A 25,587-nucleotide genomic window follows, 5' to 3' on the forward strand; every position below is an offset into this window, starting at 1 on the left:
AAACCGGCGGTCAATCCTTATAGAGCGCACTGGCCACATAGCGGCGTCGCAGGTCGCCCAGCAACGCTGCAAGGATCGCACTGACCGGCAGTGCGAGCAGCACGCCAAAAAAGCCAAAAAGCTCGCCGAACGCAAGCAGAGCGAAGATCACCGCGAGCGGGTGCAGACCGATGCGGTCACCCACGAGCTTGGGAACAAGAAAACAGCTTTCGAGAACCTGCCCAGTTCCGTACACGGCGGCGACTACGCCGATGCCGTACCAGCCGCCGAACTGCAGAAGCGCGGCAAGAAGGGCAAGGGTGAGTCCCACGGCGAAACCCACGTAGGGGATGAACACCGCGAAGCCGGTGAACAGTCCGATGGGCAGCGCGATGTCGAGGCCGGCCAGAGTCAACGCTATCGGGTAGAACACGGCGAGCACGCCCATCACCAGCAACTGGCCGCGCAGGTATTGCGACAGCATGTGGTCCATCTCGGCCACGAGTGTCCGGACCTTGCCGACCCAGCGCCGCGGCACAAAGCTTTCTAGCCGCGCGAATATCTGGTGCCTATCGTAAAGCTGATAGAAAAGGACAAGCGGCACCAGTATGACGTTGCTGACAACCGGAAGCACGACGTTGCTGCCTGTACGCACGTACCGCCAGGCGGCGAGTATGACGGTCTGGCCGTCGCCGATCGTGTCGCCCGTCAGCAGATGGCGGACTCCGGGCAGGTCGAGTGAGTAGCTGATACCCAGCAGTGCCAGTCTGGGTTGCAGCCACGCGTTGAGGTTCGCGATGACGACAGGGATGTTCTTCGCGAGCTCCGGCCCTTCCTTGTGCATCACGGCAAACACAAGGTAGCGGCAGCAGGGTCAGGAGCAGCGCGAACAGGAGCATCACCAGCAAGACGGCAACTGCACGTGGCACACGCTGGCGCACCAGCCACTCGACGCCCGGCTGCAGCATGTACGCGATGAGCGCGCCGAGCAGGAATGGCGTGAGAACCGGGCGCAAGATCCATAGAAGGATACCGAGGCCAGCCGCGATGGCGCACCAGACGAGGGTCTGGCGCTGATAGGAAGTCAGGATCATGGTCGGGAGTGGTATTCAGGTGACCCGCACGTGACAGGTAAAAAAGCGGCGGGGTATCGAGGAGGTCATCCGTAGTCGTCATTCAGCATCGGCGAAAGCGGGGCGCGCGCGCCCCGCGTTGGCCTTCAATGCGCCTGTGACGTATCGGCGACACGCGTCGGTTTGGGCGCAAGCCAGATCGCCAGCGCGCCGACGACGAAGCAGCATGCGATGTTAAAGAAAAGCTGGTTGGTGGCGAGCATCACCGCCTGCGACTCGACCATGCTGCTGATCTGCGCCTGCGCCTGATCCGCACTCCAGCCGGAAGCGGTCAGCGAGGACATGAAGTGGCCGGCCTGATCGACCAGGCCCGACAGCTCCGCGCGGTTGAACTTGGTCTTGTCCTCCCACAACGTGTTGACGACCGACGTGGCAATCGCCCCGCTGAAGGTCCGGCAGAAGCTCATCAGTCCCGCCGCCGACGCCGTTTCGGGCTCGTCGACACTGCTCAGGCCGATGCTCGTCGTCGGCACGAAGAAGAACGGCAGGCCGATGCCTTGCAGCAGCAGCGGCAGTGCCACCTGCCAGAAGTCCATGTCCGAATTCGCATGGGTGCGGAACAGCGTCACCGAGCCGAGCAACATCACGCCGGCAAACACCAGCCAGCGACCATCGAACTTCGTCGACAGCCTGGCTGCAAACGGCGCGGCGACCACCGCGAAGATGCCCGTCGTCGCCTGGGCATACCCGGCCCACGTGGCCGTGTACCCCATATTGTTCTGCAGCCACAGGGGCGTGAGCACCGTCGCGCCGAAGTACGCGCCGAACGCCAGCGACATGGTGACCACACTCGCGGCAAAGCCGCGATGACGGAACACGCGCAGATCGACGATGGGATTTCGCTCGGTCAGCTCCCAGATGAGGAAGGCGAGGAAGCCAATCACCGCAACGATCGCGAGGACGCGAATTTCCATCGAGCTGAACCAGTCCTTGTCCTTGCCATCATCGACCATGATCTGCAGCGCAGAGACCCAGATGATCAGCAGCACGAGCCCGACCGTGTCGATCCGCATCCGGATCTTCTCCGATTCGAAGCGCTTGAGCATCATCCATCCGGCGTATCCGCAGATCAGCGACACAGGCACGTTGATGAAGAAGATGTAGGACCAGTGGTAGTCGTCGCAGATGACGCCGCCCAGCACGGGGCCCATCACCGGCGCAATCAGGGTCGTCATGCTCCACAGGCCAAGCGCCGCGGCGGCCTTCTCCTTCGGAAAGATGCGCAGCAGCAGGGTTTGCGAGAGCGGCATGAGCGGGCCGCCCGCGAGCCCCTGAAACACACGGTACAGGATCAGCGTGCCGAGGGAAGTCGCCATCCCGCACAATGCCGAACACAGTCCGAACATGACCAGCGCCGTGATGAACACGCGCACCGTCCCGAAGCGGCTCGCAAGCCAGCCGGTCAGCGGCACGGTGATCGCTTCGGCCACCGCGTAGGACGTGATGACGTACGTGCCCTGGCTGGTCGAGGAGCCGAGTGCACCGGAGATGGTCGACAGCGACACGTTCGCGATGGTGCTGTCGAGCACCGCGACAAAGTTGGCGGCGGCGATCATCACCGCCGCGAGAATCAGCATGGGGCCGGACAGCGGCGGCAATGCGATGTCATTGACCTGACTGGAAGACATGGCGGCGCATCCTTAGTGTGCGGGCGCGTCGTTGCCGCCGCGCGTGTCGACCGTCGCTTCCATCGACAGGTTGATGCCGAGAGGATGCGCGCGAAGCTCGGCCGGATCGATCCTGACGCGCACCGGCAGGCGCTGCACGACCTTGATCCAGTTGCCGGTCGCGTTCTGCGCGGGGATCATCGCGAACGCGGAACCTGAACCGCCCGAGAAACCCTCGACCTTGCCGTGATAGACGACCTTGCTGCCGTACAGGTCCGACTTCAGTTCCACCGGCTGACCGATGCGCACCTTGCCGAGCTGGGTTTCCTTGTAATTCGCATCGACGTAGACGGATTCGATCGGCACGACTTTCATCAGGGTGGTGCCGGTCTGAACGCGCTGACCCACCTGAACCTGGCGGCTCGCGACGACACCGTCGACCGGCGCGCGCAGCACGGTGCGTTCGAGATCGACGCGGGCCTGATCGCGCTTCGCGCGTGCGAGCAGGACTTCCGGATTGGTATCGACCGTCGTGTCCGCAATCAGCACCCTGTTCGCCTCGAGCGAGCCGACTGCGGCATCGCGGCTTGCCTTCGCCTGCGAGGCCGCAGCGCGGGCTGCGTCGAGCGCCGCCCTGGCGGTGGCAGATGCAGCGCGCGCGTTGCTCAGCTCTTCGCCCGATACGCTGCCGGTGTGGGCTAGCACTTCGCGACGCTGCAGGTCGATCGCCGCGCGGTCAAAGTCGGCCTGGGCTGACGCGATCTGCGCGGCCATGCGGGTTTCGTCGGCTGCGTGCGCACTGACTTGCGCGGTCAGCTGCGAATCCGTCGCGACATAGCCGCGGACCTTGCGTTCGGCGCGGCCCAGATCGGCTTCGGCCTGCGCCAGCGCAATCTTCGCGTCGGTGTCGTCGACGACGGCCAGTACGTCGCCCTTGTGGACCTGCTGCGTATTCACGACCGGCACGCTTTTGACGATGCCGCTGACCGCCGGCGTGATCGATGCGACTTCGGCTGCGGTGTAGGCGTTGTCGGTCGACACGTAATGCGACGCGACGAAGTGCCAGTAGCTCGCGTAGCCGAGACCGGCGACGAGAATGGCGCCGCCGAGCAGCGCGAACAGCTTCTTGCGGTTCGAAGGGGGAGCGCCGGCCGCAGCGCCGGTATCGACCGGAGCAGCGGAAGCAGCGGAAGCAGCGGAAGCGGGCGAGTCCGGCATCAGCGACTCGCTGGTTTTGACGAATTGGGTTTCAGACATGATCGGGATCCTTGAAATCAGCTTTGCTTGTTAAGATGGGTTGCGTCGGTCGCGGCCGGCGTGCTGGCCTGATAGCCGCCGCCGAGTGCGCGCACGAGCGCGACATCGAGCGAGAAGGTGCGCGACTGGATATCGGCGAGCTGGCGCTGCGCGGAAGTCATCGTGTCGGCGGCGTTCAGCACTTCGAGATAACCGGCAAGGCCGGCGCGATAGCGATCGAGTGCGACCTGGTGCGCCTGGGCGGCGTCGTCGTAGGCGGCCTGCGTCGCTTGCAGCCGATCCGCCAGCGCGCGTTTGCTTGCGGCAACGTCGGCCACGTCGTGCAGCGCCTTCGTCAGCGTTTCGTCGTAGTTCGCGACCGCCTCGTCGTAGGTCGCCCGCTTGCCGCGCAGTTCGCCGCGCAAACGTCCGCCGTTGAAGATAGGCAGTGTGACCGCCGGCCCGAAGTTGCCGGCCAGCGAAGCCGCGTTCGTCAGCATGTTCAGGCCAAGCGACTGGAAGCCGATCGACGCGCCGAGCGTGATGTCCGGGTAAAACCCGGCGCGCGCGACGTCGATCCGCTTCGCCGCCGCCTCTACGCGCAGGCGTGCAATGACCACGTCCGGGCGACGGCCAAGCAGGCCGAGTCCAAGGTTGGCGGGCATGCCGGCAGGCTGGGTCAGATCGACGGCCGGACGCTCGATACGCAAGCCGCGGTCGGGACCGGCACCCATCAATGCGGCGATCTGGTTGCGCTCGAGTGCAATCGATTCATCCAGCGCGAGCAGGTCGGCCTGCGCGCTTTGCTGCTTTGACTCGGCCTGCTTCACGCCGGCCTGCGTTTCGAGGCCGTTCGCGAAACGCTCCCTGAACAGCTGCGCGGATTGCGTGCGGACCTGCAGTGCCGCCTGTGCACTGTCGCGCTCGGCGAACAGACGCGCGAGGTCGGCATACGCTGCGGCGATCGACGCAGAGAGAACCATGCGGGCCTGTGCCGCATCGGCGCGCGCCGCGTCGAGCTCCGACGTAGCGGCGGCCAGCGCCGCGCGATTCTTGCCCCAGAAGTCGATTTCGTAGCTGAAGTTGAGCTCGGCGGTGCCGTAGGGGCGCCATCCGTGAGGAACGAAAGCGGAGGGAGTGCCGTTGTTGTAGCTCTGCTTCTGCTTTTCGACCGAGCCCTGCGCGCTGACTTCGGGCAGCAGCGCCGCGCCTGCCACCTGCGCCGACGCCTCCGCGTTATGCAGCCGCGCCTGGGCGGCCGCCAGCGTCGGCTCATCCTTGAGCGCTTCCGCGATCAGCCCGTTCAATTGTGGATCGTTATAGCCGAGCCACCACTGATCGGTGGGCCACGCAGATGCGGTGGCGGCCTGCTTGCCGCCGCCCGCGCCAAGACTCTGTGCCGTCTCATACCTGCTGATGTCCTTCGTTACCGGCTTTTGCGGCATGTCAGGCAGTTGCGCGCAGGCGCTCGCCACCATGGCGAAGGCGAACGCGACGGCCAGCCTCACTGGTTTGTGCTGCATCCCAACCTCGGTGCTCTCTTGCATGATCCCTGCTCCCTCGCTCCGTTTTACAATACTGCACAGTCTAGTTATCTAAACCGGAGATGTCAACAACAAATAAACTGTACGGTTCAGGTATGGTAAAATTGCAACGTTGGCAGTCGAAGGCCGGCCACGGGCGTGCCGCCGGCCATGTCATTGATCGGTCGTGCAGACCGGAGGAGCGCATCAAAGATGAGGGTGAAAACAGAAGCAAAGCGGCAGGTGATCGTTGACGCCGCGTTTGAGGTGTTCAGTGAATTGGGGTTCGAGCTTGCGTCGATGTCCGAGATTGCGGCGCGGGCAGGCGTGTCAAAGGCCACGCTCTACAACTACTTCAGGTCGAAGGACGAGATGTTCGCCGAGTTCATGGGCTCCGCCGCGCAACAGGGAGTAGAAGCTGCACTCGAGCAACTGAATACCACCGTGCCGGTTCGTAACGCACTGGTGAGCTTCGGCAAGCACTGTCTGGTTGCGGTGCTGACACCGCAACTGCTCGCGGTGCGCCGTCTCGCGCATTTTGAAGGTGGCCGGTCGAACGTCGGCGTCCTGTTCTATGAGCGCGGGCCGAAGCCCGGGTGGCAAGTGGTGACTGACTTCCTGCAGCAATCGATTGACGCCGGGAAGCTGCGCAGCTGTAACGCAGCCATTGCGACAGCGCATCTGCGCGGGCTGTATGAAGCGGAGTTGCTGGAGCTCTGCCTGCTGGGTGTACCGGCGGATACCAGTTCCCGCAACATCGCCAAAGTCGTTCAAAGAGCGGCCGATGTGTTCCTCGCCGCATATGGGCCGACGGACAGGACTGACGCCGCATAGGCCAGGCGCCTGGACGGTCGCAGACCGTCGGAGACGGCAGGCGAACCGCCATCGTGTCGCCAGGTGGACGGTTCACCCTGCCCAGCGTCGGCAAAATCCGCCGTTTGCAACGCGTGACATGGGTAATCAGCCCGTTGCGGAGCCAATCGTCACGATGAACGGGCCGTGGACGGCTGATATGACTCCGCTTGTCAAGAGGGGATCGGTTTTGGGTTTTGAGCTGCCATCTGAATTTCCTGAGGGCGACGTAGCAGTAAATCTCGACGGTGGATCATGCTGATATCCGCGGGTTGGTTACCGCATTACAGAAGTCCGCCCAGCGAGCCTGCCGCTATCTAGTGCCGCAAGTCGAATCAAATCCGTTGCCTAACCGTCTCGCGGGTTGCTCGGGTGCCGGGCTACGCCGCTTTCAGGAAACTCTTGCTCGGGTGGTGAGGTTGATTTACTTGTTGCTCAAGGGTTCGGTCACGCCATGCGCACCTCGGGCCGTACGGAGAGCGACATGGCGAGCTGGCTGATGTCCCAGATGAAACCGGCGAGTTCGCGAGCGACCGCGACCACCGCAATATTCTTCTGCTTGCCGCGCGCGAGGAGCTTCCGGTAGCGCCGGCACAGGCGCATCTGCGCGTCCCAGGCGCGGTCAACGATGGGCTTGGGGATGCCTTCGTGGCGGCGCTGGATTTCGGGGCTCACGCGGGCCGGATGCTGGTAGCTCCAGGCCGCTTCCACCAGCAACTTTCTTGCATAGCTGTTGCCGTTCTTGGTGATGCTGCCCTGACGGCGCTTGTCGCCCGACGAGTGTTCGGATGGCGTCACCCCCAGCCAGGCCATCAGCTGGCGCGGGTGGGCGAAGCGTGACAGATCCCCGAGCTCAGCGAGCATGCCCACTGCCGTGGTGAACTGCACGCCGCGCATCGTCTGCAGGCCCAGCACGGCAGGATAGAATCGCCAGTTGACGACAGCCTCGCGCAACGCGGCCTCCAGCCGGTCGCATTGCGCCAGGCGATCCTCGATCGTGCGCCGATACTCCTCGAACGCCAGTTGCTGCCAGACGCTGTCGAAAGCATAGGCGCTGAGCCAGCGCCGGTGCGCAGGTCCCCAGTCGGCGCGGCCGGCATAGCGCACGCCATGCAAGAGCAGAAAGGCCTTCAGCCGTTGCCGCGCACGCTTAAGATCGTCCTTGGCGCTGACCCACGCGCGAGCCAGATCGCGGAATGCTTCGTCTTCCACGCTTGGCACGTACACCGCTGACAGGTCGCCGGCGCGCAGCGACCGCACCAGCTTGATCGCATCACGCCGGTCAGTCTTGACCCGATCGCCCGGCTTTTTCGGAATCAGCGACGGCACGCACACCAGGCAGTCGAATCCCTTCTGCACGAGCTGACGATAAAGTCCATAGCCGCACGGGCCCGCCTCGTAGACGATGCGGATGTGCCGCGCCTTCGATTGCAGGCGCGTACACAGCCGATCAATATCCGTCTTCGTCGTGCCAATCTTGCCGAGCAGTTCGACCTCGCCTGTGCCCAGCGCATAGGCAACCGTGATCGAATCCTTGTGAACGTCGAGCCCTACGTACAGTGTGATATCTTTTTCCACGCTGGCCTCCGTGATGGATATCGCCGGGTGTGGCCCTGTCCACACCGTGCGGCTCTGGCAGAAATACTAACCCGCGTTTGAGTCCTCGCGGCGGGCCAGCCTCTACCTCGCGGAGTCATACTGACTAGTCCGGGATCATGCCAGGATGGCGGGGTACGCCGATCGCGGTCCATGCGATCGCCGAAACCCGCAGGCACCCGGCGAAGACGCAGCGCCTCATCGAATTGCTGAGGAATTGCTGAGGAAGGTTGAGAGCAGTCTATTGCCCAACTAGCCAGAATCTCGCGGCCAGCGATCTGCCGACGTCATGAACGAATCGCCGCAAACGCCGTCGTGCATCGCATGCGCCTACGGCGATGAACAGAATCCGGATAACCGCGACGATGGCCGGGGCTCCCACGTATGGCTGCGCGGGCTGTGCAGCCACAGGGGTTTATTTCGGAAGCTGGGTCGGGACTTGCGCCGAGGCTTGTGTCGGAAGTTGCGGAAGCTGTGGAGGTTGCGGAAGCTGCGGCCCACCCTGTGAAAACTGCTTCGTGGAGGGTTGTCCTGCGGACGCTGGCTGCTGCGAGGGCAATCGCTGAGGCAGATTGCTTTGCGCAAGAATGGATGCGATAGTAAGGAATGCGAATAGTACGAAAAACGTCCTTTTAATTTCAATTCTCTACAGTTGGTTGTGTTGATTTTGATGCGATTAGCAGCCGCAGGCCGTATCAACGCACGGCCAGGGTCGCCTTGTAACGCCAGGATGCTGTTGCGGTACTGAAGTCGATGGGGCTACCCGACGCGACGTTGTCTGACGGGAGGGGAGCGGACGAACTATTCGCTCCGCCGTAGTTGTTGAACGCCCGTCGTTGGACTTCCACGCGGGCTAACACCGCCTGAAAGTCCATTGCATGTTGTGTAGTGGCGCTCGTGCGGTCATGGTAGCCGACCGTTTGACGCTGAACCGGTTGCGCAGCCGCTTGCTCATACGCTTGCGGACCATTGTTGTTAGCGAATGCGACGGTCGAGAACGACAGGATCGACGCGACAACAGGGACGGGGATGAAGCTCTTCGACTTTGGCATGATCAGACTCCATATCGAGCGTCGGATGCAGAGACGCGGTGTTTGGGGAACAACGGTCTGGCGAGGCATGAGTGCTGTTTGCCAGTTCGTTGGTGCCAGTTTAGTCACTTACCGTCGGCTTACAAGCATCTCCGGGGAAACGGATAGTTGCCGTCGCTGTGAGGTTGTAGCCGATTTCCCTGGAGCGGTGCGCAGTTTCCTAGTGTGTCCAGAGGCAGGGGCCGTGCGGACCATCTGAATGACGACGCGGCACATTTGCTTCGACGGTATCCAGCGGGGCGTTACGCTAGGGGAATCAGCCGTCGAGCGTAACGCTTCAATCGAAGTTCGTTGCCAGACGCTACGTGAATATCGCAATACCTTCCGCTTGTTGTTCTGATGCCAGCGAATCGCGGTTCACACAGACCCGTTTGTCGGAGATCTCGCAACTCATAGTTGCGAGCGTCAAATGAGGGGCGCGGTTTGCTTATACTGCATCTATCTGACACACACTTCGCCATTTACGAAGGAATACTTATGGCACATCAACTTACGTTCCACGCCGGATCATCGAACACAGACGTCATTCACGACATCGTTCAGCAGGCGTTGCGCAGCGCTGCTACGGCCTCCACCACGAATGGAGCTATCGATGTGTTGGGTCAGGCGCTACTCGAGGTCGAGCGCCTCGCCGCGCATCCGAGCGTCCTGACGCACTGAGCCCTCTTGCGCAATGACGAAGGCCACTCGATCACTCGTCAACTGGGGCGCTTATGACGGTTCTGTTGGCTGGTAGAGATGCCGCCATTCCCCCTTGACGCGGATCAAGCAACCGACGCGGCCCATGCTGGGGTTCAACACTCGGTGTGCCGGACCCTTGACGGACATCGGGTTGGCAACTTTTTTGCACGATCCATTGCCGGTTTCGCCTTCGTGACCATTTGCCCGCGCTTCTATAACGGCACGCTTCGGAGATCGTGACGTTCGCTTTCGCAGGGGCAGATTTGACCTGACGTTCTTACAGGCTGGCTGGACACGTAGCGCGCCGTCCACCCAAGCTCCGTTCGACACCCTCAAGCTACAAACTAAGGCAACTACAAGGGCTTCCCCATTGAGCGCAAGCACAAATGTGGTTTTCTGTTGTCGCAATGTTGCCTTGCCGACGTCGTGTGAGAAGGTGAAGGACTGCGGTACTACAACCGGTCATGTTGGGCTGACGGCCCGGACCCTGATGAAAGACGCGCGCAAGGGCCTCGTTCGCTGACCGGGAATGAATCCCTGTAGCCTTATCAGGTATACCTCGCGCGGGTCCAACCGCTTCACATCACCGCTGGCAGTGCAAAGTGATCATTTAATCGCTCATGGGTACCGTTGCTTCTCGTTGGTGAACGGTTGACGAATACATCGGTGGAACTCACCCGGCGGCTGGCTCGTGCTTGAAGTCCTCGCCGTACTTGAGGACCGCCCACGCCATTCGCGCATTCTTGGCTGCGATCGCTACGGCCGCGCGCCAATATCCGCGCCGCTCAACGAGGCTTCTCGCCCAACGGCTGAAGCGATCCTGCTTCTCGCCGAGATTCGCGATGACGGCGCGCGCACCATTCACCAGCAGACAGCGCAGATAGGCGTCGCCTGCCTTCGTGATGCTGCCAAGCCGCTGCTTGCCGCCGCTGCTATGCTGCCCTGGCGTCAATCCGAGCCACGCGCCCACCTGGCGACCATTTTGGAAGTCATGTCCGGCACCCAGGCTCGCAAGCAGTGCGCTCGCCGTGGTCGGGCCGATACCGCGCAACTGCATGAGCCGCCGGCTGCGCTCGTCATCGCGCGCAATTTGGCTAATCGCGCGGTCGTATTCGGCGAGCCGGGCCTCGATGTTGCCTGCGTGCTCAAGGAGATCGCTGATGCAGCGATTGGCCCAGCTGGGCAAAGAATCGAGATGGACTGTGATCTCTCTTCGCAGACGCTCCGGGCTTTGCGGCAGCACCACGCCAAATTCCGAAAGCAGGCCACGTATCCGGTTGTAGATTGCGGTCCGTTCCTCGACAAAGCCCTGCCGCGTTCGATGCAGGCAGAGTGTCGCCTGCTGGTGTTCGTCCTTCAGCGGCACGAAGCGCATGCTCGGACGTGTCACCGCCTCACAGATCGCCGCTGCGTCCGCCGCGTCGTTCTTGCCGCGCTTGCCCGACATACGGTACGGTGCCACGAGTTTCGGCGCCATCAGCTTCACGGTGTGACCGTACTGCTGGAACATACGTGCCCATTGATGCGCACCCGAGCACGCTTCCATGCCGATGAGACAGGGCGGCAACTGGGCGATCAGCGCGAGCAGTTGATCCCGTGAGACACGCGGTTTGACCAATACTGCCTTGCCGGCTTCATCCACTCCGTGAACCGCAAAGACGTTCTTGGCAAGATCGATTCCGACAGTGACAACAGGCATGGACTTCTCCTCTTGTTGGTGTGGTGAACGTTCGAAACTTCATGATGACACGTCGATGCCCATTTACGGCTTCCACCGCAGCCGCGGGACGGGGAAGTCCCTTTCATTCGCTGATTAAGTCCACCGATCGTGCGCCTCAAGCGTTATAGAGCGCACAGGAAACGACAAACGCAAAACACGATGAAGCAACAAACGCTCGCGCTGGCCGCAGATCAAGGTGCAGGATTCGAGACCCGACGCAAACGCACGCGTCGCGACGAGTTTCTCGACACGATGAATTCGATCATGCCGTGGGCGGAACTGGGCGCGGTGGTCGAGCCGTTTTACCCGAAACGGGGCAACGGCCGCCCGCCCATTGGCCTGGAGCGCATGCTGCGGATTCACTTTATCCAGCACTGGTTCAATCTGGCCGACTTCGCCTGCGAAGAGGCGCTTTACGACAGCACCAGCCTGCGTCGCTTCGTGGGAATTGATCTGGGCTGCGAAGCCGTGCCCGACGCAACAACGTTGCTCAAATTCCGGCGACTGCTTGAGACGAACAAACTGGGTGAACGACTCTTTGCCGAGGTGGGGCGCGTGCTGCAAGCCAGCGGGATGAAGCTCAGCAGCGGCACCATCGTGGATGCAACGCTCATCTCTGCGCCGAGCTCGACGAAGAATGAGCAGAAGGCGCGCGATCCGGAGATGCATCAGACGCGCAAAGGCCAGCAGTGGTATTTCGGCGCGAAGCTGCATATCGGCGTCGATAGCCAAAGCGGCCTGGCCCATAGTGCGGTGGTCACTGCCGCCAACGTGCACGACAAGCATCCCCTGCCGCAATTGCTGCACGGGCAGGAGCAACGCGTCTACGGTGATAGCGCCTACGCGAGCCAGAAAGCGCTGATTCGTGGCAAAGCGCCCAAGGCACGCGACTTCACCAATCAGCGCACGCGCCGTGCGGGCGAAGTCGACGAGGTAGCGCGCGGCAAGAATCGCAACAAGTCGAAGATCAGGGCCAGGGTCGAACATGTATTCGCAGTAGTCAAGCGCCTCTGGGGTTTCACCAAAGTGCGCTATCGCGGGCTGGCAAAGAACGCCAACCGTGCTTTTGTAGCGCTGGCCCTCGCCAACGTCTATCTGTCGCGCCGACGATTGATGGCACAGGTGCGCCCGTAGTGGGCGAAAAGCGGGCCAAAGGCCCGTGCAAATGGCCTGAAAGGGCCGAAAACCAGAGGTCAAAGCTCCGCTCACGGTGATCAGACCTCGAATCATTTTGAAATCGAGATTCGCGGCGGCTTGTTCAGCGTTGCCCTAAACGCTTCGAGTCGTTCGCGCAAGTTTTGCAAACGTCCCTCGCACACCTGTTAAGCGATATTCGCGCGCATCGGCGACGTCCTGTATGTGACTCGAGGATACAGGTTGACTGATCGATCGCGGGCAGCAACTGCGCTGTCGCGCAGTGTTGATCCGGGGAGGATCAACAGCGAAACATGCCCGCGAAAACTAACAAGATGGATCGGTAAAGGCGAGCTCGACCAACGTTGCGAGCATCATGGCAGCCGCGTTTGCGGGAGGCGGCTCGACCTTTGCGGGGCGGTAGATTACATCGCCTGCGGCGATGCCTTGTCCGCTCAAAGCGCATATACCCGATCGATTCGCTGTAGCAAGGCGCCAAAGCTGTTCGCCGTACCTGCAACCTCGAGGGTCGCTCCACGATACCGTGGCCGTTCGTGGACCGGGTCGATCGAGCAGCGCGATCGCAAGGTCGCCATTCTTGACCGGCAGACGGCTCGATCCACGCGAATCGACTATATGCCTGACCCGAGCCGCCAATTGTTGCGCGCATCCCCAATCGAGTTGGCCCACTGTGCGCTGCCATGCAGTGTCGGCCGTCACGCATTGATCCATGGCAGTACTCCCGTCAAAAGTGAGGTGGCGTTCAGCTCAGCCGTATCTTCGGCTGCACGAAGCCGTTAATCCGCTCGGCAGTCCACAGCATCATGGCCTTGCCGAAACCGTGCAAAGCCTGCTGATGTTGTCGATAGAGCATGGCGTGACTGAGCTGCGCGAATCGGCCCTTGATAAACCCGCCGCGGAAAAATCCGAACTGCCCGAGTGTCCCAAAAGCGTTGTAGTCGCTCAGCGACACGAGCGCGCCGAAGTCGTGAAATGCAAAGTCGGGCAATGAACCACCGCCGAGCCAGTCCGGCAAGTGCTTTGCAAGGTGTTGTGCCTGTTGCGTGGCGACTTGCGCCGTGGGTGCGAGAGGACGTTCATTGCCGGCGAGCGTCAACGTCGAGCAGTCGCCGAGGGCGAATAGTGCGTCGTCACCCTGCGCCTGCAGGGTTGGCCTGACGATGATCTGGTTGGAACGATTGCTATCTATGCCATCCAGTTTGCTTAAAAAATCAGAAGCCTTGACGCCCGCCGCCCATACCATCAAATCCGCCGGTTGCTTGCTGCCGTCGGCCAACCGGAATCCATCGGATTCGGCGGCGGTCACTCGCGTGCCCGTTCGTACCGAGAAGCCGATATGCCGTAACTGTGCCTCGCTGGACTCCGACACCGCCGGCGGAAATGCCGCCAGTACGCGCGGTGCGCTTTCATAAAGGGTGAGGTTCAGACGTGAGCGGATGCCGGGGTCGCCGTAACTCGACGCCACTTCGAGTAAGCGGCTCAATTCCGCTGCCAGTTCGACGCCGGTCGCTCCGGCGCCGACGATAGACACGCGCAACGGGCTATTCGTCACAACGCTCTGGAATATGCGGATTCGCAATGCTTCGTTGAAGACTTCAGCCTGTGCCTGGCTGTCAATGAAATGGCAATGATCAAGTACACCGGGTGTGCCGAAGTCGTTGGCGCGACTGCCTAACGCAAGAATCAGCACATCGTATTCGACCGCGCGCGGCCCGATTACGACCTTCCCCGACGGCGAACGCAGCGCAGCCAGCTTCACGACGCGCGCATTGCGGTCCAGGCCTTCCATTTCGCCTGGCTGATAGTTGAAGCCGTGGTCGCGGGCGTGGGCGAGATAGATGACCTGCTGTTGCTGGACATCGCGAGTGCCTGCCGCGATGGTGTGCAGCATGGGCTTCCAGATATGGGTTGCACTTTTATCGATCAACGTGACCTGAGCGCGGCCGCTGCGGCCAAGCGTGTTGCCCAGCCTGGTCGCGAGCAGAAGTCCAGCGATGCCACCGCCGACGATAACGATCCGGGTCGTCTGGCGCATTGTCAAATATTTCTCTTGCATGATCTCCTGCTCCCTTACGTCTTTTGCAATACTGCTCAGTCTAGTTATCTAGGTCGCCCGTGTCAACACAGATAAACTGTACGGTTCAGGTATGATAAGGTCACGACATTAAAAATCGTAGGCCAGTCACGGGGCGTCGCCGCGCTGGCCACGTTGCGCATACACCGAGATATCGGGAAACTCGACTTCGATCGGATAGGCGTCCATGCTCGTGTCTGCGCTCATTCGAGATTGCCGTGGCAGAGGTATTTGATCGACAGGTAGTCGTCCAGGCCGTACTTCGAGCCTTCGCGTCCGTAGCCCGATTCCTTGACGACGCCGAATGGTGCCGCCTCGCTCGAGACCGCGCCTTCGTTGATGCCGACGATCCCGGCTTCGAGCGCGCGCGACACGCGGTCGATGCGCTTGACGTTCTCGCTGTAGAAATACGCGGCGAGCCCAAACGGCGTGTCGTTCGCAGCGGCAACGGGTTCGGCTTCGTTGTCGAAACGGAACAGCGGCACGATCGGACCGAAGGTTTCCTCGCTGTTCAGCTGCATTTCGGCGGTGGCGTCGGCGAGCACGGTCGGCGCATAGTAGTGCGGGCCAAGCTCCTTGAGATGCTTGCCGCCGGTCAGCACGCGCGCGCCGTGCAAGATGGCGTCGTCCACGTGGCGGGCGATCTTGTCGAGCGCGCGGTTGTTGATCATCGGGCCGATCTGCGCGGCGGGGTCCGTGGCGGGCGCCACCTTCAATGCGCCGACCCGCTCGGCCAGCATGGCGCCGAAGCGCTCATACACGCCTGTCTGTACATAGACGCGATTCGGGCACACGCAGGTCTGGCCTCCGTTGCGGAATTTCGCGGCCAGCGTGCCGGTGACGGCGGCGTCGAGGTCGGCGTCGTCGAACACGAGGAAGGGCGCGTTGCCCCCCAGTTCCAGCGAGGGTTTCTTCAGTGTCTCAGCGGATTCCCGCGCGAGATACTTGCCGACCGGCGTCGAGCCGGTGAAGGTAATCTTGCGCACGCGCGCATCGTGCAGCACTTCCAGCACGGCCTGTAGGCGCGCGGGGGCTTGCGGTTGAGCTACGGTGTACACCGCCGGCTGCTCCCGCTGCCCGTCGTGCAACGCTACCTTCCACTTCGCCGCGCGAGTTCGAGCGACACCGCCAGCGCCGGTTCCTCAGTACGCGTGTATCCCTGATCTGTACGCATGATGCTCTCCCGTGAGCAAACCTCGGTACGCCGATTTTAGGCGTTAGCCAGTCGACGACCTGGATGCTTCATAGCTTCGCAAGGCCGCCAATCGTCCCCGGTGTTCCGGAAGAAACGATGATGGGCTATAACACAGGCGGCAGCGCCGTGATGACCGGAAGATCACTGGTGCGCGCATGCGACGTCCCCGGACGCCGTGTGGCGAGCCCGGTACATAGCATGGTCCGGGAATCGTCGGTGACATTGGTGAGCGGCGCGAGCTGCATCCCGTTTGAGAGATCGAGTCGATTCAGACGCTTCCCCCTGGTGCTGCCCTGAACCAACCAGCCAGGAGCAGGTCATGGCCATGCGCAAGCGGGAAGACGATGAGGTGTATCCGAACGCCGCCGGGATCGATGTGGGCGCGTCCAGCCACTGGGTGGCAGTCCCCCGGACGGCCGACGACCAGCCGGTGCGCGAGGTCGGCACGATGACCGGTGACCTGCACGCGATGGCCGACTGGCTGCTCGCGTGCGGCGTCGATACCGTGGCGCTGGAATCCACCGGCGTCTACTGGATCCCGGTGTATGAGGTGCTCGAGCAGCGCGGGCTGACAGTCTGGCTCGTCGATGCGCGGCAGATGAAGTACGTGCCGGGGCGCAAGAGCGACGTACAGGACTGCCAGTGGCCGCAGAAGCTCATGAGTCTCGGACTGCTGCGTGCGGCCTGGCGCCCCGCTGGCGAGGTCTGCGTGGTGCGCGCGGTGGTGCGGCAGCGCGAGCTGCTGCTCACCGAACAAGGTAGCTGGGTGCAGCGCATGCAGAAGGCACTGCTGCAGATGAACCTCCAGCTCACCGAGGTACTCACGGACGTGATCGGTACGACCGGACAGGCGATCATCCGCGCGATCGTGGCCGGCGAACGCGACCCGAAGAGACTTTAACGACGTCGCGCCTCCCCTTCGAACATGCTGGCGCGTGATCGGTGTTGATTCATCCAATCTTCGACAGATAGAGAGAAAACAATTTACCGATGTGAAAATTTGCTTCTCCGAAAGCAACCTCCGAGCGCTCCATGCTGGCGACAGCGGATTCGAGCATCTCCACTCCAAGCTCCGCACGCATCGCTCTAGCGATCTCCGAGCGCGCAGCATTGATCGGCCTGTCAAGGGCTTTGCCCGCCTCAGTCGGACGGGCATACCACCCTCTGCCTTCCGATGTGCCCGGTTGACGTTCAACCAGTTGTTTGTTGCAGAGACTATTGATGAGTCGGGCGGCGGTGGGACGAGCAATGCCCTATATGCGGCAACGCGACTGCTCGGACACCATGGGGATTCGAGTACTACCCGCAGGACAAATCCCTGCGCCGGTGTAGCGAGATCACTAAATTGTTGAGGCGACACGTACGTTGATCAACAGGAATTAGCCTTGCTCTGTGATGGATACGAAGCGCGATGCTATGGGCTGAATGTCCGGTCGGTCGAGCCGGTCGACTTGGGGTCATCGCACACATGGTTCGAGAACTGACAACGCAACGATATGAACGAAATATCGGCGAACAAAACTCGTTCGCATCTCCTGCGGACAGGGGCGACCGCACGATCGCGTCGCCACGCCACCAAAAAACGTCCGTGAATCATTTTGTGAGCGGCTTCGTGGCAAGCAGCGTTGAGGAGCTCCCGGCAACTAATGATGTTCGTTTTTAAGTGGCCGAATCACGGCGGTGGTCGAAGCATCGAGTTCTGTGTTCTTCCGAATCGGGGTATTCGTCCTTCCCGTGCAAAATCTGGCGGTAGTCTCCCGGAGAGTCGCGCCCAGTAAGGCTTGCCGTTTCCGCGTCCGTTACGCCCAGCTGGATCTAGCAAACTATTGAAAAGTCACTGCTTTTCGGAGCGAAGCGCCAGATTTTGCACGAAAGGTACGACTACCCCGTCCTGCACGTTCTTCTCGACGACGCCTTTCTCCCAGCCACTGGCGACGTTGCAGAAGTCCGGATCGAACAGGTAGTGCGAACACATCACTGCGAAACGCGGATTGACCGTGCGACCCTTGCCCTTGTGAACCTTGTCTACGGCCGTTTTCATATTGTCGTAGATGCCCCTTCGGGCCACCCCGCCGAAGGCCGCGAACGAGCGCGTATGGGCATCGAACAGCATCTCGTGCCCCTGGCTCGGATAAGCAACCAGCCAGAACGCCCGCGACGCACACAGCTTCATGTGCGACACCTGCAGCTTGCGGTAAATGCCGCCGACAACCAGTCCTTCCTCGGACCAGTCAAACTGGAACGCCTCGCCCAGCTCGAAGTGCAGTGGCACAAACGCCGACTTCGAAACCGCTTTGCCTTCGCCTTCCCGCCATGCGCGGATGAAATCGGTAACCCGCGAGTAACAGCCGTCGTAGCCGCCGGCCTTGATCTCCTGGAACAGCATCCAGGCGGTGCGCCGCTCCTTCTTTGGCCGCCGCGCGTCGACACTGAGCGCCTGCACCAGCACCTCATGAAACGGCGTCAACCGGGTCGGCTGGGAGCGCCGCCGGTACTTGGGCTCCTCCAGAACCTCCATGTTCAGATATTTACTTATCGTGTTGCGCGACAGGCTTGTGAGACGCGCTATCTCGCGTACTGACTTGTTCTGGCGGTGGAACATCCGCCGCACCTTGCCAATCATCGTCATCGGGATCATCCCCAAACACCCTGCCAGAAAAACTAGCAGGATAGGTTGATTGCCCGGCTCAGTTTTCAGTCGGCGCGATCCCTACAAGTGGCTGAATTTTCGGTCGGCGTAAACACCCTCCGGGTTTCCGAAACCGGCTGCGTCAACCGATCAAACAACTGCGCGACGGCGCCATCGAGCTGAACGAGAGCCGGCGCCTTAGCCGGATCGAAATCAACGGCCACTACCGCCGGCACACGCTCACCGAATCCACCATGCGCAGATCTCGCCACCCCACCGCTGTACCGCGCAACCAACGAATCAAGCCGTGCAACGATCGATTCGACATGAGCAGCGCCTACCTTCGCCGCATTGAGCGCTACTTCTTCTGAAAACCCGCCGCTTCGCGCAGGATCACTCAACACCCGCGCCCAGTGCAGACAACACAGTAGCGAACCGGTAGCCAGTTCGACAGCGGGATTCCACACCACCACGCGTTGCGTCTGCAGCGGGCTCAGCGCGATCCGCAGATCGTGCCAACTGCGATCGAGTCTGCGCATGGCCGGAATCGCTCCGGACACTTGTCCACTCGACCCGGCGAGCCGCACCACCTCGCGCAACGCACTGAGCACAGCGCCAAGTCTCGTCTCGACATGCCGAGTCGCCGCCAGCGGCATCATCAAGATCGCCACGGCAAATGACACGAGACAACCCACCAGCACTTCTTCGATCCGCAATTCGACCAACGGCGTCACCGCGAAACCCAATTCGCCATAAACCAGCCCGACGAGCACGGTGATGAAAAATACGCCAGGCGCATACGCGCTCAGGATGTAGTACGCCCAGCCGAACACGCACAACACCATCGCGGCCACCAGTAACACCGGCGAGTCGTGCAGCGGCGCGACCAGCAACACGCTGACGAGCGCGCCGGCCAACGTACCTGCCAGACGCTGCGCGCCGCGATAGACCGTATCGGCGCGCGAGCGCGTGCCGAGAAACACGACGAACGTCGTGATGACGGCCCAGAACCAGCGCTCTGGAGAAAGCGAGTGGCCGATCAGCATCGCGAGAAACGCGGCAGTCGTGGCGCGCGTGGCGGGTAGCCAGCAGAGTTTGGTGCGCAGGTCGGCGAGGCGCTGCGCCGCCGATAGCGGCACAACCCCGCCGACAGACGCAAAAGAAGGCCGCCGCGCAGTGCGTCGATGCGCCATCTCCCTGAGCCGTGCAATCGCGTGATGCAATACATCCGCGCCGGCTCGTGTGCTGCCGTCAGCAGGCTCACGCGCAAACGCATACTGCCCAGCCGCCACTTCTACTTCAACGATCCGCTCACGAATCGTCTCGGCATCGGGCGGATTCAGCAACGCCAGTTGCTCTTCGAGCGAAAGCGCGGCTTCGTTCAACGCAGAGAGGTGCGCCGCACCCGGAGCATGCAGCACACGCGCCGCGCGCAGCGTCACCGTATGAACGGCAAGCCTGAAGCTGGCTGCGATTCGCGTCGGCACGATCACGCGGCCGACCAGTGCAACCATCAACGGGCCGAACGCGGACAGCAAGAGCGACTGCACGAGATGCATCGCGGAAGGATGCAGATATAGCCCAAGGTAGAAGCACACCACGCCCAGGATCGCGCCGCCGAGTGCGCGCGGACCGCACGCCTGGCACAGCATGCCGACGAACATCACGACGAGAAAGCCGGCGTCTCCAGCCAGCGGACAGCGGGCCAACATGCTCGCCGCGGCGAAGCACGCACAGGCGCAGAGATAGAGGCGCAAGAGCGTGCCGAACCACGCGGGCCGCCGCACGTCGCGCACGAACAGCGGCGCGACCATCGCGAAGAGGATGCCGGGCGCGGCGAGCGTAATGGGTTGGCGCTGAAAGACGGTCCACGCGACGCTGGCCACGCCGGTTAGCAGGCAGGCAAGCGCAACGCGCAGCGCGGTATGGAGACGTACGAGCCCCGGGTCCGCAGCCAGCAGACGGTCGGTGACGCGCGAAAACGCGGCAGCAATCATGATCGATGATATCCAGGCTAAATGGCCGCGACCGGCTTTTGGCCGATTGCGACAGGGCGGGCGCGCGGGCCCGCCGCCTTCGTATCGCCGAACTGGGCCGCCATGCCGGGATCACCGGCTGAGCGTCCCATCCGACGACGGGCGATAACACTCGAACAGACGCGCCGGACTCGCTGCAAAGGGTGGGGCAGCGTGTTCGGCGGGTTCGGGTTTTCCCGGATGATACTTGGTCAAAATTACGATCGCCTATTTTTTGCCGCGGCGCAGCAGGGCTGCGCTGCGTCGCGCTGAGCCGCGCCGCGCTCCCGTCAGGCCGCGTCGTGGAAAATCACCCCGAGCGTATGCCGCTGGCCGGACCGCAGACGGCTCACACCATGCCGCAAGTTCACCCGGTATGGGCCGCGCGTGCCTTGCACCGGACGATGATGTACCGCAAACACCACCGCGTCGCCCTTGCCGAGCGGCACCACTTCCGTACGCGACTGCATGCGCGGACGCTGCTCCGTCATCACGAATTCGCCGCCGGTAAAATCCTCGCCCGGCTCGGAGAGCAGAATCGCGACTTGGAGCGGGAACACGTGTTCGCCGTAGAGATCCTGATGCAGGCAGTTGTAGTCGTCGGTGGCGTACTGAAGGATCAAGGGCGTGGGGCGCGTCTGGCCGGCAGCGTGGCAGCGCTCGATAAATTCCGCATGCGCGGCCGGATAGGGGTAGTCGTACCTTTCGTGCAAAATCTGGCGCTTCGCTCCGAAAAGCAGTGACTTTTCAATAGTTTGCTAGATCCAGCTGGGCGTAACGGACGCGGAAACGGCAAGCCTTACTGGGCGCGACTCTCCGGGAGACTACCGCCAGATTTTGCACGGGAAGGACGAATACCCCTCATTGCGCGTCGTCATTTGACATAAAAGAAATGATCGAATTTTTAATTAATCAGGATGTCTAAACGTACGTTCAAGCTTTTCTAGCGACCGTGGTACCTTGCGTCTGCGTCACGCGGCAAGCTCACCCGGCATCGATGGCAAGCGTTTCGCCCGGCTGTGCTCCTTCGCGTCGTGCATCGCCCGGTCCACCATTTAGCAACAGGAACGTTTACATTGACGCGGAGGCGATTTGCCAGACGGCCTCGCGTCCCGCGATGCGCTTCATTGAACCACAGACAGAAGCAGAACAGCTTCAGGCGGCATTGTGCGGAGCCCGCGAAGGGCTGATCACCGAACGCTCGGCCACCATCAACCGGCCCCACACCAGCCTGCCCGAATTCGGCGCCGTCGTTCCCCTGGCGAGGGCCACGCTATGCTGGTTGGCCGACGTTCTCGCGATGCACGATCGGCCGCCGAAGCTAGTCCAACTGATCCACCGGCTCTATGCCCACGATCGTTAACTGGCCCAGCGGGTCGACGATATTGAACGAGATCTGACGCTGCAGCCTCTTCACTTCTTGGCAGATGTGACGAGCGGCACGGGCGCCAAGAAGTGGAGGCAAGTGGACTCGCTAGCGTGCAGGCTAATCGGATGAACCTCGTCCCCGCTCTGAGGCCGCGAAATCCTGTCCTTCACTTGGAGAGCAGGGATGCTGGTTTAGCTGCTGCGCCGGGACCGCCGGTGTGAGCGATCGGTCGCCTCGCTGTCACGCGAATGGTCGGTGGCAGTTGTCACGCGCCTTTTGACCGCATTCGGCGCTTTCTTGGTCGAGCGACGAGATTTTCTGAGCTTCCGTTCGACTTCGGCGAGAAGTTCACTGGGAGAGCATTTCAAAGCGGCAGCAAGCGCGAACAGCATAGTCAGAGTTGGCTGGTGCTGGCCAAGTTCCAGCATGCTGACGTAATTGCGCCGTATATCCGCTTCAAAAGCGAACTGCTCCTGTGTTAGCTCGGCGCGGATACGGTGCTCGCGCAGGACCGCCCCGAAGACTTCGGCCAACTCCAAATTTTTCTCCCAGTGAAATGGGAGCACTCTCCAGTTGGCGCTATAATTTGTCTTCCCAGTACACTGGGAATAAAACGGGAAATATCAGGCTGAAACCTATATGCAGTCTGGGTTTGGCGGATTTTTCGTGGTAGTGATTTGTTCGCGGGAGGGTGTTTGATCCTCTTCGGGAGGCTGGCGCGGCCACAGGGCGGCTAGTTGATAGAGAAAACAATGAGGTAGTTGGCAGTATGTTTGTGACGAGTGAAAGAAACCGTTTGCCGCCGTACGCGCTGCCGTTCGGCGAGTCCGAAGGCGCGACCGCGTGGGCGGCGATCGAGCAGCTGATTCCGCGGGACGTGCTGATCCTGCGGGTGTCGCCGCCACGCTCGCGGGTGGTCCCCACGATCGTGATGCTCGATTTGTCCACAACGGCGCCGCACTTGGAGCAGTTTGTCGGCGGGGATGTCGTTCTCCGTGGCGCCGCCGTGCTGAGCACAAAATTCGCGCGCGAGGTCGACCGGTGGAGGCTCGATCCGCTGAGCGAGATCCGGGTGGGAGTCACCGAGCCCGAACAGTACAGCCAGGGCGAGCGGCTGGTGACGGTGACCCGGTTCACGACCGCGGCGGGGCGCACGTTCTCCGTGCCGGTTGCCCTGGCGACGCGTCCGGCGCGCGGCAGGCGGCTCTGGCGCGCGAAGGCACCAGCCGCTGCTGGTCGCTGACCTTGGCTCGCAGTGGACGCCGTCCGGACGTGGGGCCGGGTACGACTATCACCGCGATGCACCGGCCGGACGAAGGCTGGCCGTGATAATCCGCTACTTATCGCGGCCAGCGCACCACCGGCGCATCGGCTGCGGCTTCAGAAAGGGATCGGTATGAGCAGACGCAGGCGGGCGATAGCGCTTCCAGACGAGACCTCCGAAACGCTGCGCGCGCGGCTACGGCGCTTCGTGCGTGCGACCCGCGACGACGTGACCGGGGCGACCGAGGCCGTCCCGATCCCGTTTCCCACCCACGTGACGGTGCTCGCCGGGCCGCTGCGGCGGATCCGCGGCGCGCGCGAACACCGCATGGTGTCGGTGCCGGAGGTGCGGGCTGGGTTAGACGCGCGCAGGGAAGACGGCGACAAACCCTGATCAGCCTCGGGCGGGGTCGCGCTGGATGACACGGGGCGAGCCGACGGCAAAATGACGAAGTAGCGGACATGACGGATACACACTTTCACGGCGCAATGCGCTGGCCACTGCCGGCTGAACCCGAGCCACAGGCCGGCTGGAACAACCGGTATTTCCTCGACACGGAATTCACCGACTTCCGGCAGTGCCAGCTGCTCAGTCTCGCCCTCGTGGGCGAGAACGGGTACGAGTTCTACGGCGAGCGGACCGATTTCGATCCGGCGCTGTGCAGCGACTTTGTCCGCGCCGTGGTACTGCCGCAGCTCGGCCAGTCCGAGGGGCGCGCGATGCCGTTTGCAGCGCTGCGCGAGGCACTGCGCGCATGGCTCGTGGCGGTGCCGGGCGACTCCGGGCCGGTGCTGTGCTACGACTACGAGACGGACCTGGCCCTGTTGCGGTTCCTGCTGGGCGGCCCGCTGCCGCGTGGCTGGCGGCTCGAGAACATCGCAGGCACGCGCAACCCGGAGCGACGCGCCGCCTACTACGCGCGCCATGGCGGCGAGCACCATGCGCTGCATGACGCGCGCGCCAATGCCTATGCGTGCACCGGTTGAAGCCGGGCGGCTGCCGGCCGGGCCCTCGTCCGGTTTCCGGACGGGTGGACGCATTTCTTCGCTCAGACAGAAACAGCCTCATGAAGGGGATCAGGATGGCCGGGTCGCGTGAGTGGATGCCACGATCCGAGGTGCCGCGGATAGCCCAGCGCCTGCGGGACCGACGCAAGGCGTCAGGGATGACACAACGCGATCTCGCGGTCAGGGCGGGGGTGGCGAGAGTGACCCTGCAGCGCTGGGAGAAGGGACGGTGGCCGCACACCGTCGCAGCCGCCACCGTGAACGCGCTGGAGGCGGCCCTGCAGGTGCCGCCGGGATGGCTGCCCGATCCTGAAACGCAACCGTTGCCGGACCCCGTGTTCAATGCAGCGGATGCCGTCGCCCGCGCAGACGGCGATCTTCAGTCACGGATCCCCGCCGCCCGGTGCCGCGAGATCGGCCCTCACGCGCGGCGGCTGCGCAGTGAACTGGGCCTGTGCGTTGCGGAGGTGGCGCGCGCCTGTCACGTGTCCGATTCCACGCTGTTGCGGTGGGAACAGGGGACGTTTCCGAAGGCGCTCACCGTGGCGCGCCTTCGCGGCTGGGAGCGCGCCCTGCTGCTCGCGCCCGGGCACCTGCTGGCGCCGCCGGCGTCGCATCCCGGGGTAGGCGATGGCCGCTGGCGCGTGACGATCGGCACGGAAACGCTCGAGCCTGCCATCCATCGCGTCGCGGCGTGCCTCGCCACCCGCGGACGCAACCTGCTCCAACCGGAGCAGCCGCTCGATGCAAAGGCCGCGCGCGATGCCGACCTGCTGGCCCACCGCTATGGGGTGGGCGCGCATCGCTGGCCACTGGTCGACGTGGCCGTCTCATACGGGATCGATCCGTCGCACGCACGCCAGACCGTCGCGCGCATGGTCGCGCGCGCGGCCGGGTTCGCCTTCAGGATTGCGGTGCTGGATGCCATGCTGGCGGTGGGCGCGGCGGGCTTTTCGTTCACGACCGCCGTTGCCGATGGTCGCATGCGTGACCTGCTGGGGCCTTCGCTGTCCATGGAGCACGCTGCGGCATTCGCCGGCGAAATACTGTCCCGGCGGATCACCGGTGCGGATCCTGGCAAGGCGGTGGCCGGCACCCGCAGGCCGGTGAAAGCGGCGAACCCTTCGCTGGCCGCGGACGTCGTCTGTATTGCGATGGAACATCGCCTCGACAGGTCGTAAGCGGCGCAAGGGGGCGTAGCCCGCGTCGCGCCCGGGCGGCAGGGCGGGGTATCGCGGAAGGAGAACGCGCAAGCCATCGAAAGCGAGAACGCCTGCGTGGCGCAGCAGGGGCTTCCACGCGACGGCTACTGGAAGTTCTGACGGAGCGTTCTGCTGTCCGGGCGGAGCCACCGGGACGGCCTGATTTGCTGGGGCGCAGGCGATCGCGGCGCAGGTTCGGGACCTCGACCCGATGCGCGTCCGCGCAACTGCGGTACCGGATGACAAGATCACAAGGAAA

At 62.7% G+C, this 25,587-nt stretch carries 18 protein-coding genes and 5 pseudogenes; 9 read left to right on the forward strand and 14 right to left on the reverse strand.

All coding sequences use genetic code 11. The features are described from left to right. Positions 1-10 precede the first annotated feature (10 nt). The 4 genes and pseudogenes from OKW38_RS00480 to OKW38_RS00495 all read right to left on the reverse strand — a co-directional run bounded on the left by OKW38_RS00480 (position 11) and on the right by OKW38_RS00495 (position 5,502). Positions 11-1,073, reverse strand: a pseudogene (locus OKW38_RS00480) (AI-2E family transporter). Positions 1,074-1,198: 125 nt separating this feature from the next. Beyond that, entirely contained in the window at positions 1,199-2,740 is a 1,542-nt protein-coding gene (locus OKW38_RS00485; RefSeq protein WP_429359490.1) for a DHA2 family efflux MFS transporter permease subunit, read from the reverse strand. A gap of 12 nt (positions 2,741-2,752) precedes the next feature. Next, on the reverse strand, positions 2,753-3,976 hold the full coding sequence (locus OKW38_RS00490; protein WP_429359492.1) for an HlyD family efflux transporter periplasmic adaptor subunit: 1,224 nt from the start codon (positions 3,974-3,976) through the stop codon (positions 2,753-2,755). A 17-nt stretch (positions 3,977-3,993) separates the two neighbouring features. Next, entirely contained in the window at positions 3,994-5,502 is a 1,509-nt protein-coding gene (locus tag OKW38_RS00495; RefSeq protein ID WP_429353453.1) for an efflux transporter outer membrane subunit, read from the reverse strand. A gap of 189 nt (positions 5,503-5,691) precedes the next feature. Between OKW38_RS00495 and OKW38_RS00500 the strand changes: the two genes are divergently transcribed. Next, the gene (locus tag OKW38_RS00500; RefSeq protein WP_429353454.1) at positions 5,692-6,312 is read left to right on the forward strand and encodes a TetR/AcrR family transcriptional regulator; all 621 of its coding nucleotides are present in this window, start codon (positions 5,692-5,694) and stop codon (positions 6,310-6,312) included. 465 nt (positions 6,313-6,777) lie between these two features. Here the strand turns inward: OKW38_RS00500 and OKW38_RS00505 are convergent, their stop codons facing one another. Then, entirely contained in the window at positions 6,778-7,908 is a 1,131-nt protein-coding gene (locus OKW38_RS00505) for an IS110 family transposase (RefSeq protein ID WP_429359494.1), read from the reverse strand. Positions 7,909-8,621: 713 nt separating this feature from the next. Beyond that, complete coding sequence (locus OKW38_RS00510) at positions 8,622-8,978, reverse strand: hypothetical protein (RefSeq protein WP_429359496.1); 357 nt, start codon at positions 8,976-8,978, stop codon at positions 8,622-8,624. A gap of 516 nt (positions 8,979-9,494) precedes the next feature. Here OKW38_RS00510 and OKW38_RS00515 point away from each other — a divergent pair. Beyond that, positions 9,495-9,677, forward strand: a complete 183-nt coding sequence (locus tag OKW38_RS00515) for a hypothetical protein (protein ID WP_187619388.1) — start codon at positions 9,495-9,497, stop codon at positions 9,675-9,677. Positions 9,678-10,371: 694 nt separating this feature from the next. On the opposite strand, the gene OKW38_RS00520 is transcribed toward OKW38_RS00515, so the two are convergent. Then, positions 10,372-11,397, reverse strand: a complete 1,026-nt coding sequence (locus OKW38_RS00520) for an IS110 family transposase (protein WP_429359498.1) — start codon at positions 11,395-11,397, stop codon at positions 10,372-10,374. Between the two features lie 180 nt (positions 11,398-11,577). On the opposite strand from OKW38_RS00520, the gene OKW38_RS00525 reads away from it, so the two are divergent. Continuing rightward, entirely contained in the window at positions 11,578-12,552 is a 975-nt protein-coding gene (locus OKW38_RS00525) for an IS5 family transposase (RefSeq protein ID WP_429334954.1), read from the forward strand. 327 nt (positions 12,553-12,879) lie between these two features. Here OKW38_RS00525 and OKW38_RS00530 read toward each other — a convergent pair whose 3' ends face one another. From OKW38_RS00530 to OKW38_RS00540, 3 genes and pseudogenes are all read right to left on the reverse strand, one after another. Beyond that, positions 12,880-13,284, reverse strand: a complete 405-nt coding sequence (locus OKW38_RS00530) for a DUF3331 domain-containing protein (protein WP_429359499.1) — start codon at positions 13,282-13,284, stop codon at positions 12,880-12,882. A gap of 31 nt (positions 13,285-13,315) precedes the next feature. Then, complete coding sequence (locus OKW38_RS00535; protein WP_429360649.1) at positions 13,316-14,608, reverse strand: NAD(P)/FAD-dependent oxidoreductase; 1,293 nt, start codon at positions 14,606-14,608, stop codon at positions 13,316-13,318. Between the two features lie 242 nt (positions 14,609-14,850). Next, a pseudogene (locus tag OKW38_RS00540) lies at positions 14,851-15,821 on the reverse strand (aldehyde dehydrogenase family protein). 340 nt (positions 15,822-16,161) lie between these two features. Between OKW38_RS00540 and OKW38_RS00545 the strand changes: the two are divergent. Next, a pseudogene (locus tag OKW38_RS00545) lies at positions 16,162-16,728 on the forward strand (IS110 family transposase); the annotation flags it as partial. A gap of 1,002 nt (positions 16,729-17,730) precedes the next feature. Here the strand turns inward: OKW38_RS00545 and istA are convergent. From istA to OKW38_RS00560, 3 genes and pseudogenes are all read right to left on the reverse strand, one after another. Next, a pseudogene (istA, locus tag OKW38_RS00550) lies at positions 17,731-18,471 on the reverse strand (IS21 family transposase); the annotation flags it as partial. A 65-nt stretch (positions 18,472-18,536) separates the two neighbouring features. Next, a complete protein-coding gene (locus OKW38_RS00555; protein ID WP_429359501.1) occupies positions 18,537-20,468 on the reverse strand; it encodes an FUSC family protein in 1,932 nt (643 codons plus the stop codon). 308 nt (positions 20,469-20,776) lie between these two features. Continuing rightward, positions 20,777-21,184: pseudogene (locus OKW38_RS00560) on the reverse strand (2OG-Fe(II) oxygenase); the annotation flags it as partial. Positions 21,185-21,603: 419 nt separating this feature from the next. Between OKW38_RS00560 and OKW38_RS00565 the strand changes: the two are divergent. Beyond that, positions 21,604-21,849, forward strand: a complete 246-nt coding sequence (locus OKW38_RS00565) for a hypothetical protein (protein WP_429359503.1) — start codon at positions 21,604-21,606, stop codon at positions 21,847-21,849. A 197-nt stretch (positions 21,850-22,046) separates the two neighbouring features. On the opposite strand, the gene OKW38_RS00570 is transcribed toward OKW38_RS00565, so the two are convergent. Continuing rightward, complete coding sequence (locus OKW38_RS00570) at positions 22,047-22,394, reverse strand: helix-turn-helix domain-containing protein (protein ID WP_429353571.1); 348 nt, start codon at positions 22,392-22,394, stop codon at positions 22,047-22,049. Between the two features lie 230 nt (positions 22,395-22,624). Here OKW38_RS00570 and OKW38_RS00575 point away from each other — a divergent pair, with 230 nt between their 5' ends. From OKW38_RS00575 to OKW38_RS00590, 4 genes are all read left to right on the forward strand, one after another. Next, entirely contained in the window at positions 22,625-23,098 is a 474-nt protein-coding gene (locus OKW38_RS00575) for a hypothetical protein (RefSeq protein ID WP_429359505.1), read from the forward strand. Between the two features lie 153 nt (positions 23,099-23,251). After that, positions 23,252-23,512 carry a hypothetical protein gene (locus tag OKW38_RS00580; protein ID WP_429359506.1) on the forward strand — a complete coding sequence of 87 codons (261 nt, stop codon included), beginning with the start codon at positions 23,252-23,254 and terminating at the stop codon, positions 23,510-23,512. 68 nt (positions 23,513-23,580) lie between these two features. Continuing rightward, positions 23,581-24,105, forward strand: coding sequence for a hypothetical protein (locus tag OKW38_RS00585; RefSeq protein ID WP_429359507.1), 525 nt, complete (start codon positions 23,581-23,583; stop codon positions 24,103-24,105). A 116-nt stretch (positions 24,106-24,221) separates the two neighbouring features. Continuing rightward, complete coding sequence (locus tag OKW38_RS00590; protein WP_429360651.1) at positions 24,222-25,307, forward strand: helix-turn-helix domain-containing protein; 1,086 nt, start codon at positions 24,222-24,224, stop codon at positions 25,305-25,307. The last annotated feature ends 280 nt before the right edge of the window (positions 25,308-25,587 follow it).

The sequence above is a fragment of the Paraburkholderia sp. MM5496-R1 genome, from assembly GCF_050436205.1.
GTDB lineage: Bacteria > Pseudomonadota > Gammaproteobacteria > Burkholderiales > Burkholderiaceae > Paraburkholderia > Paraburkholderia tuberum.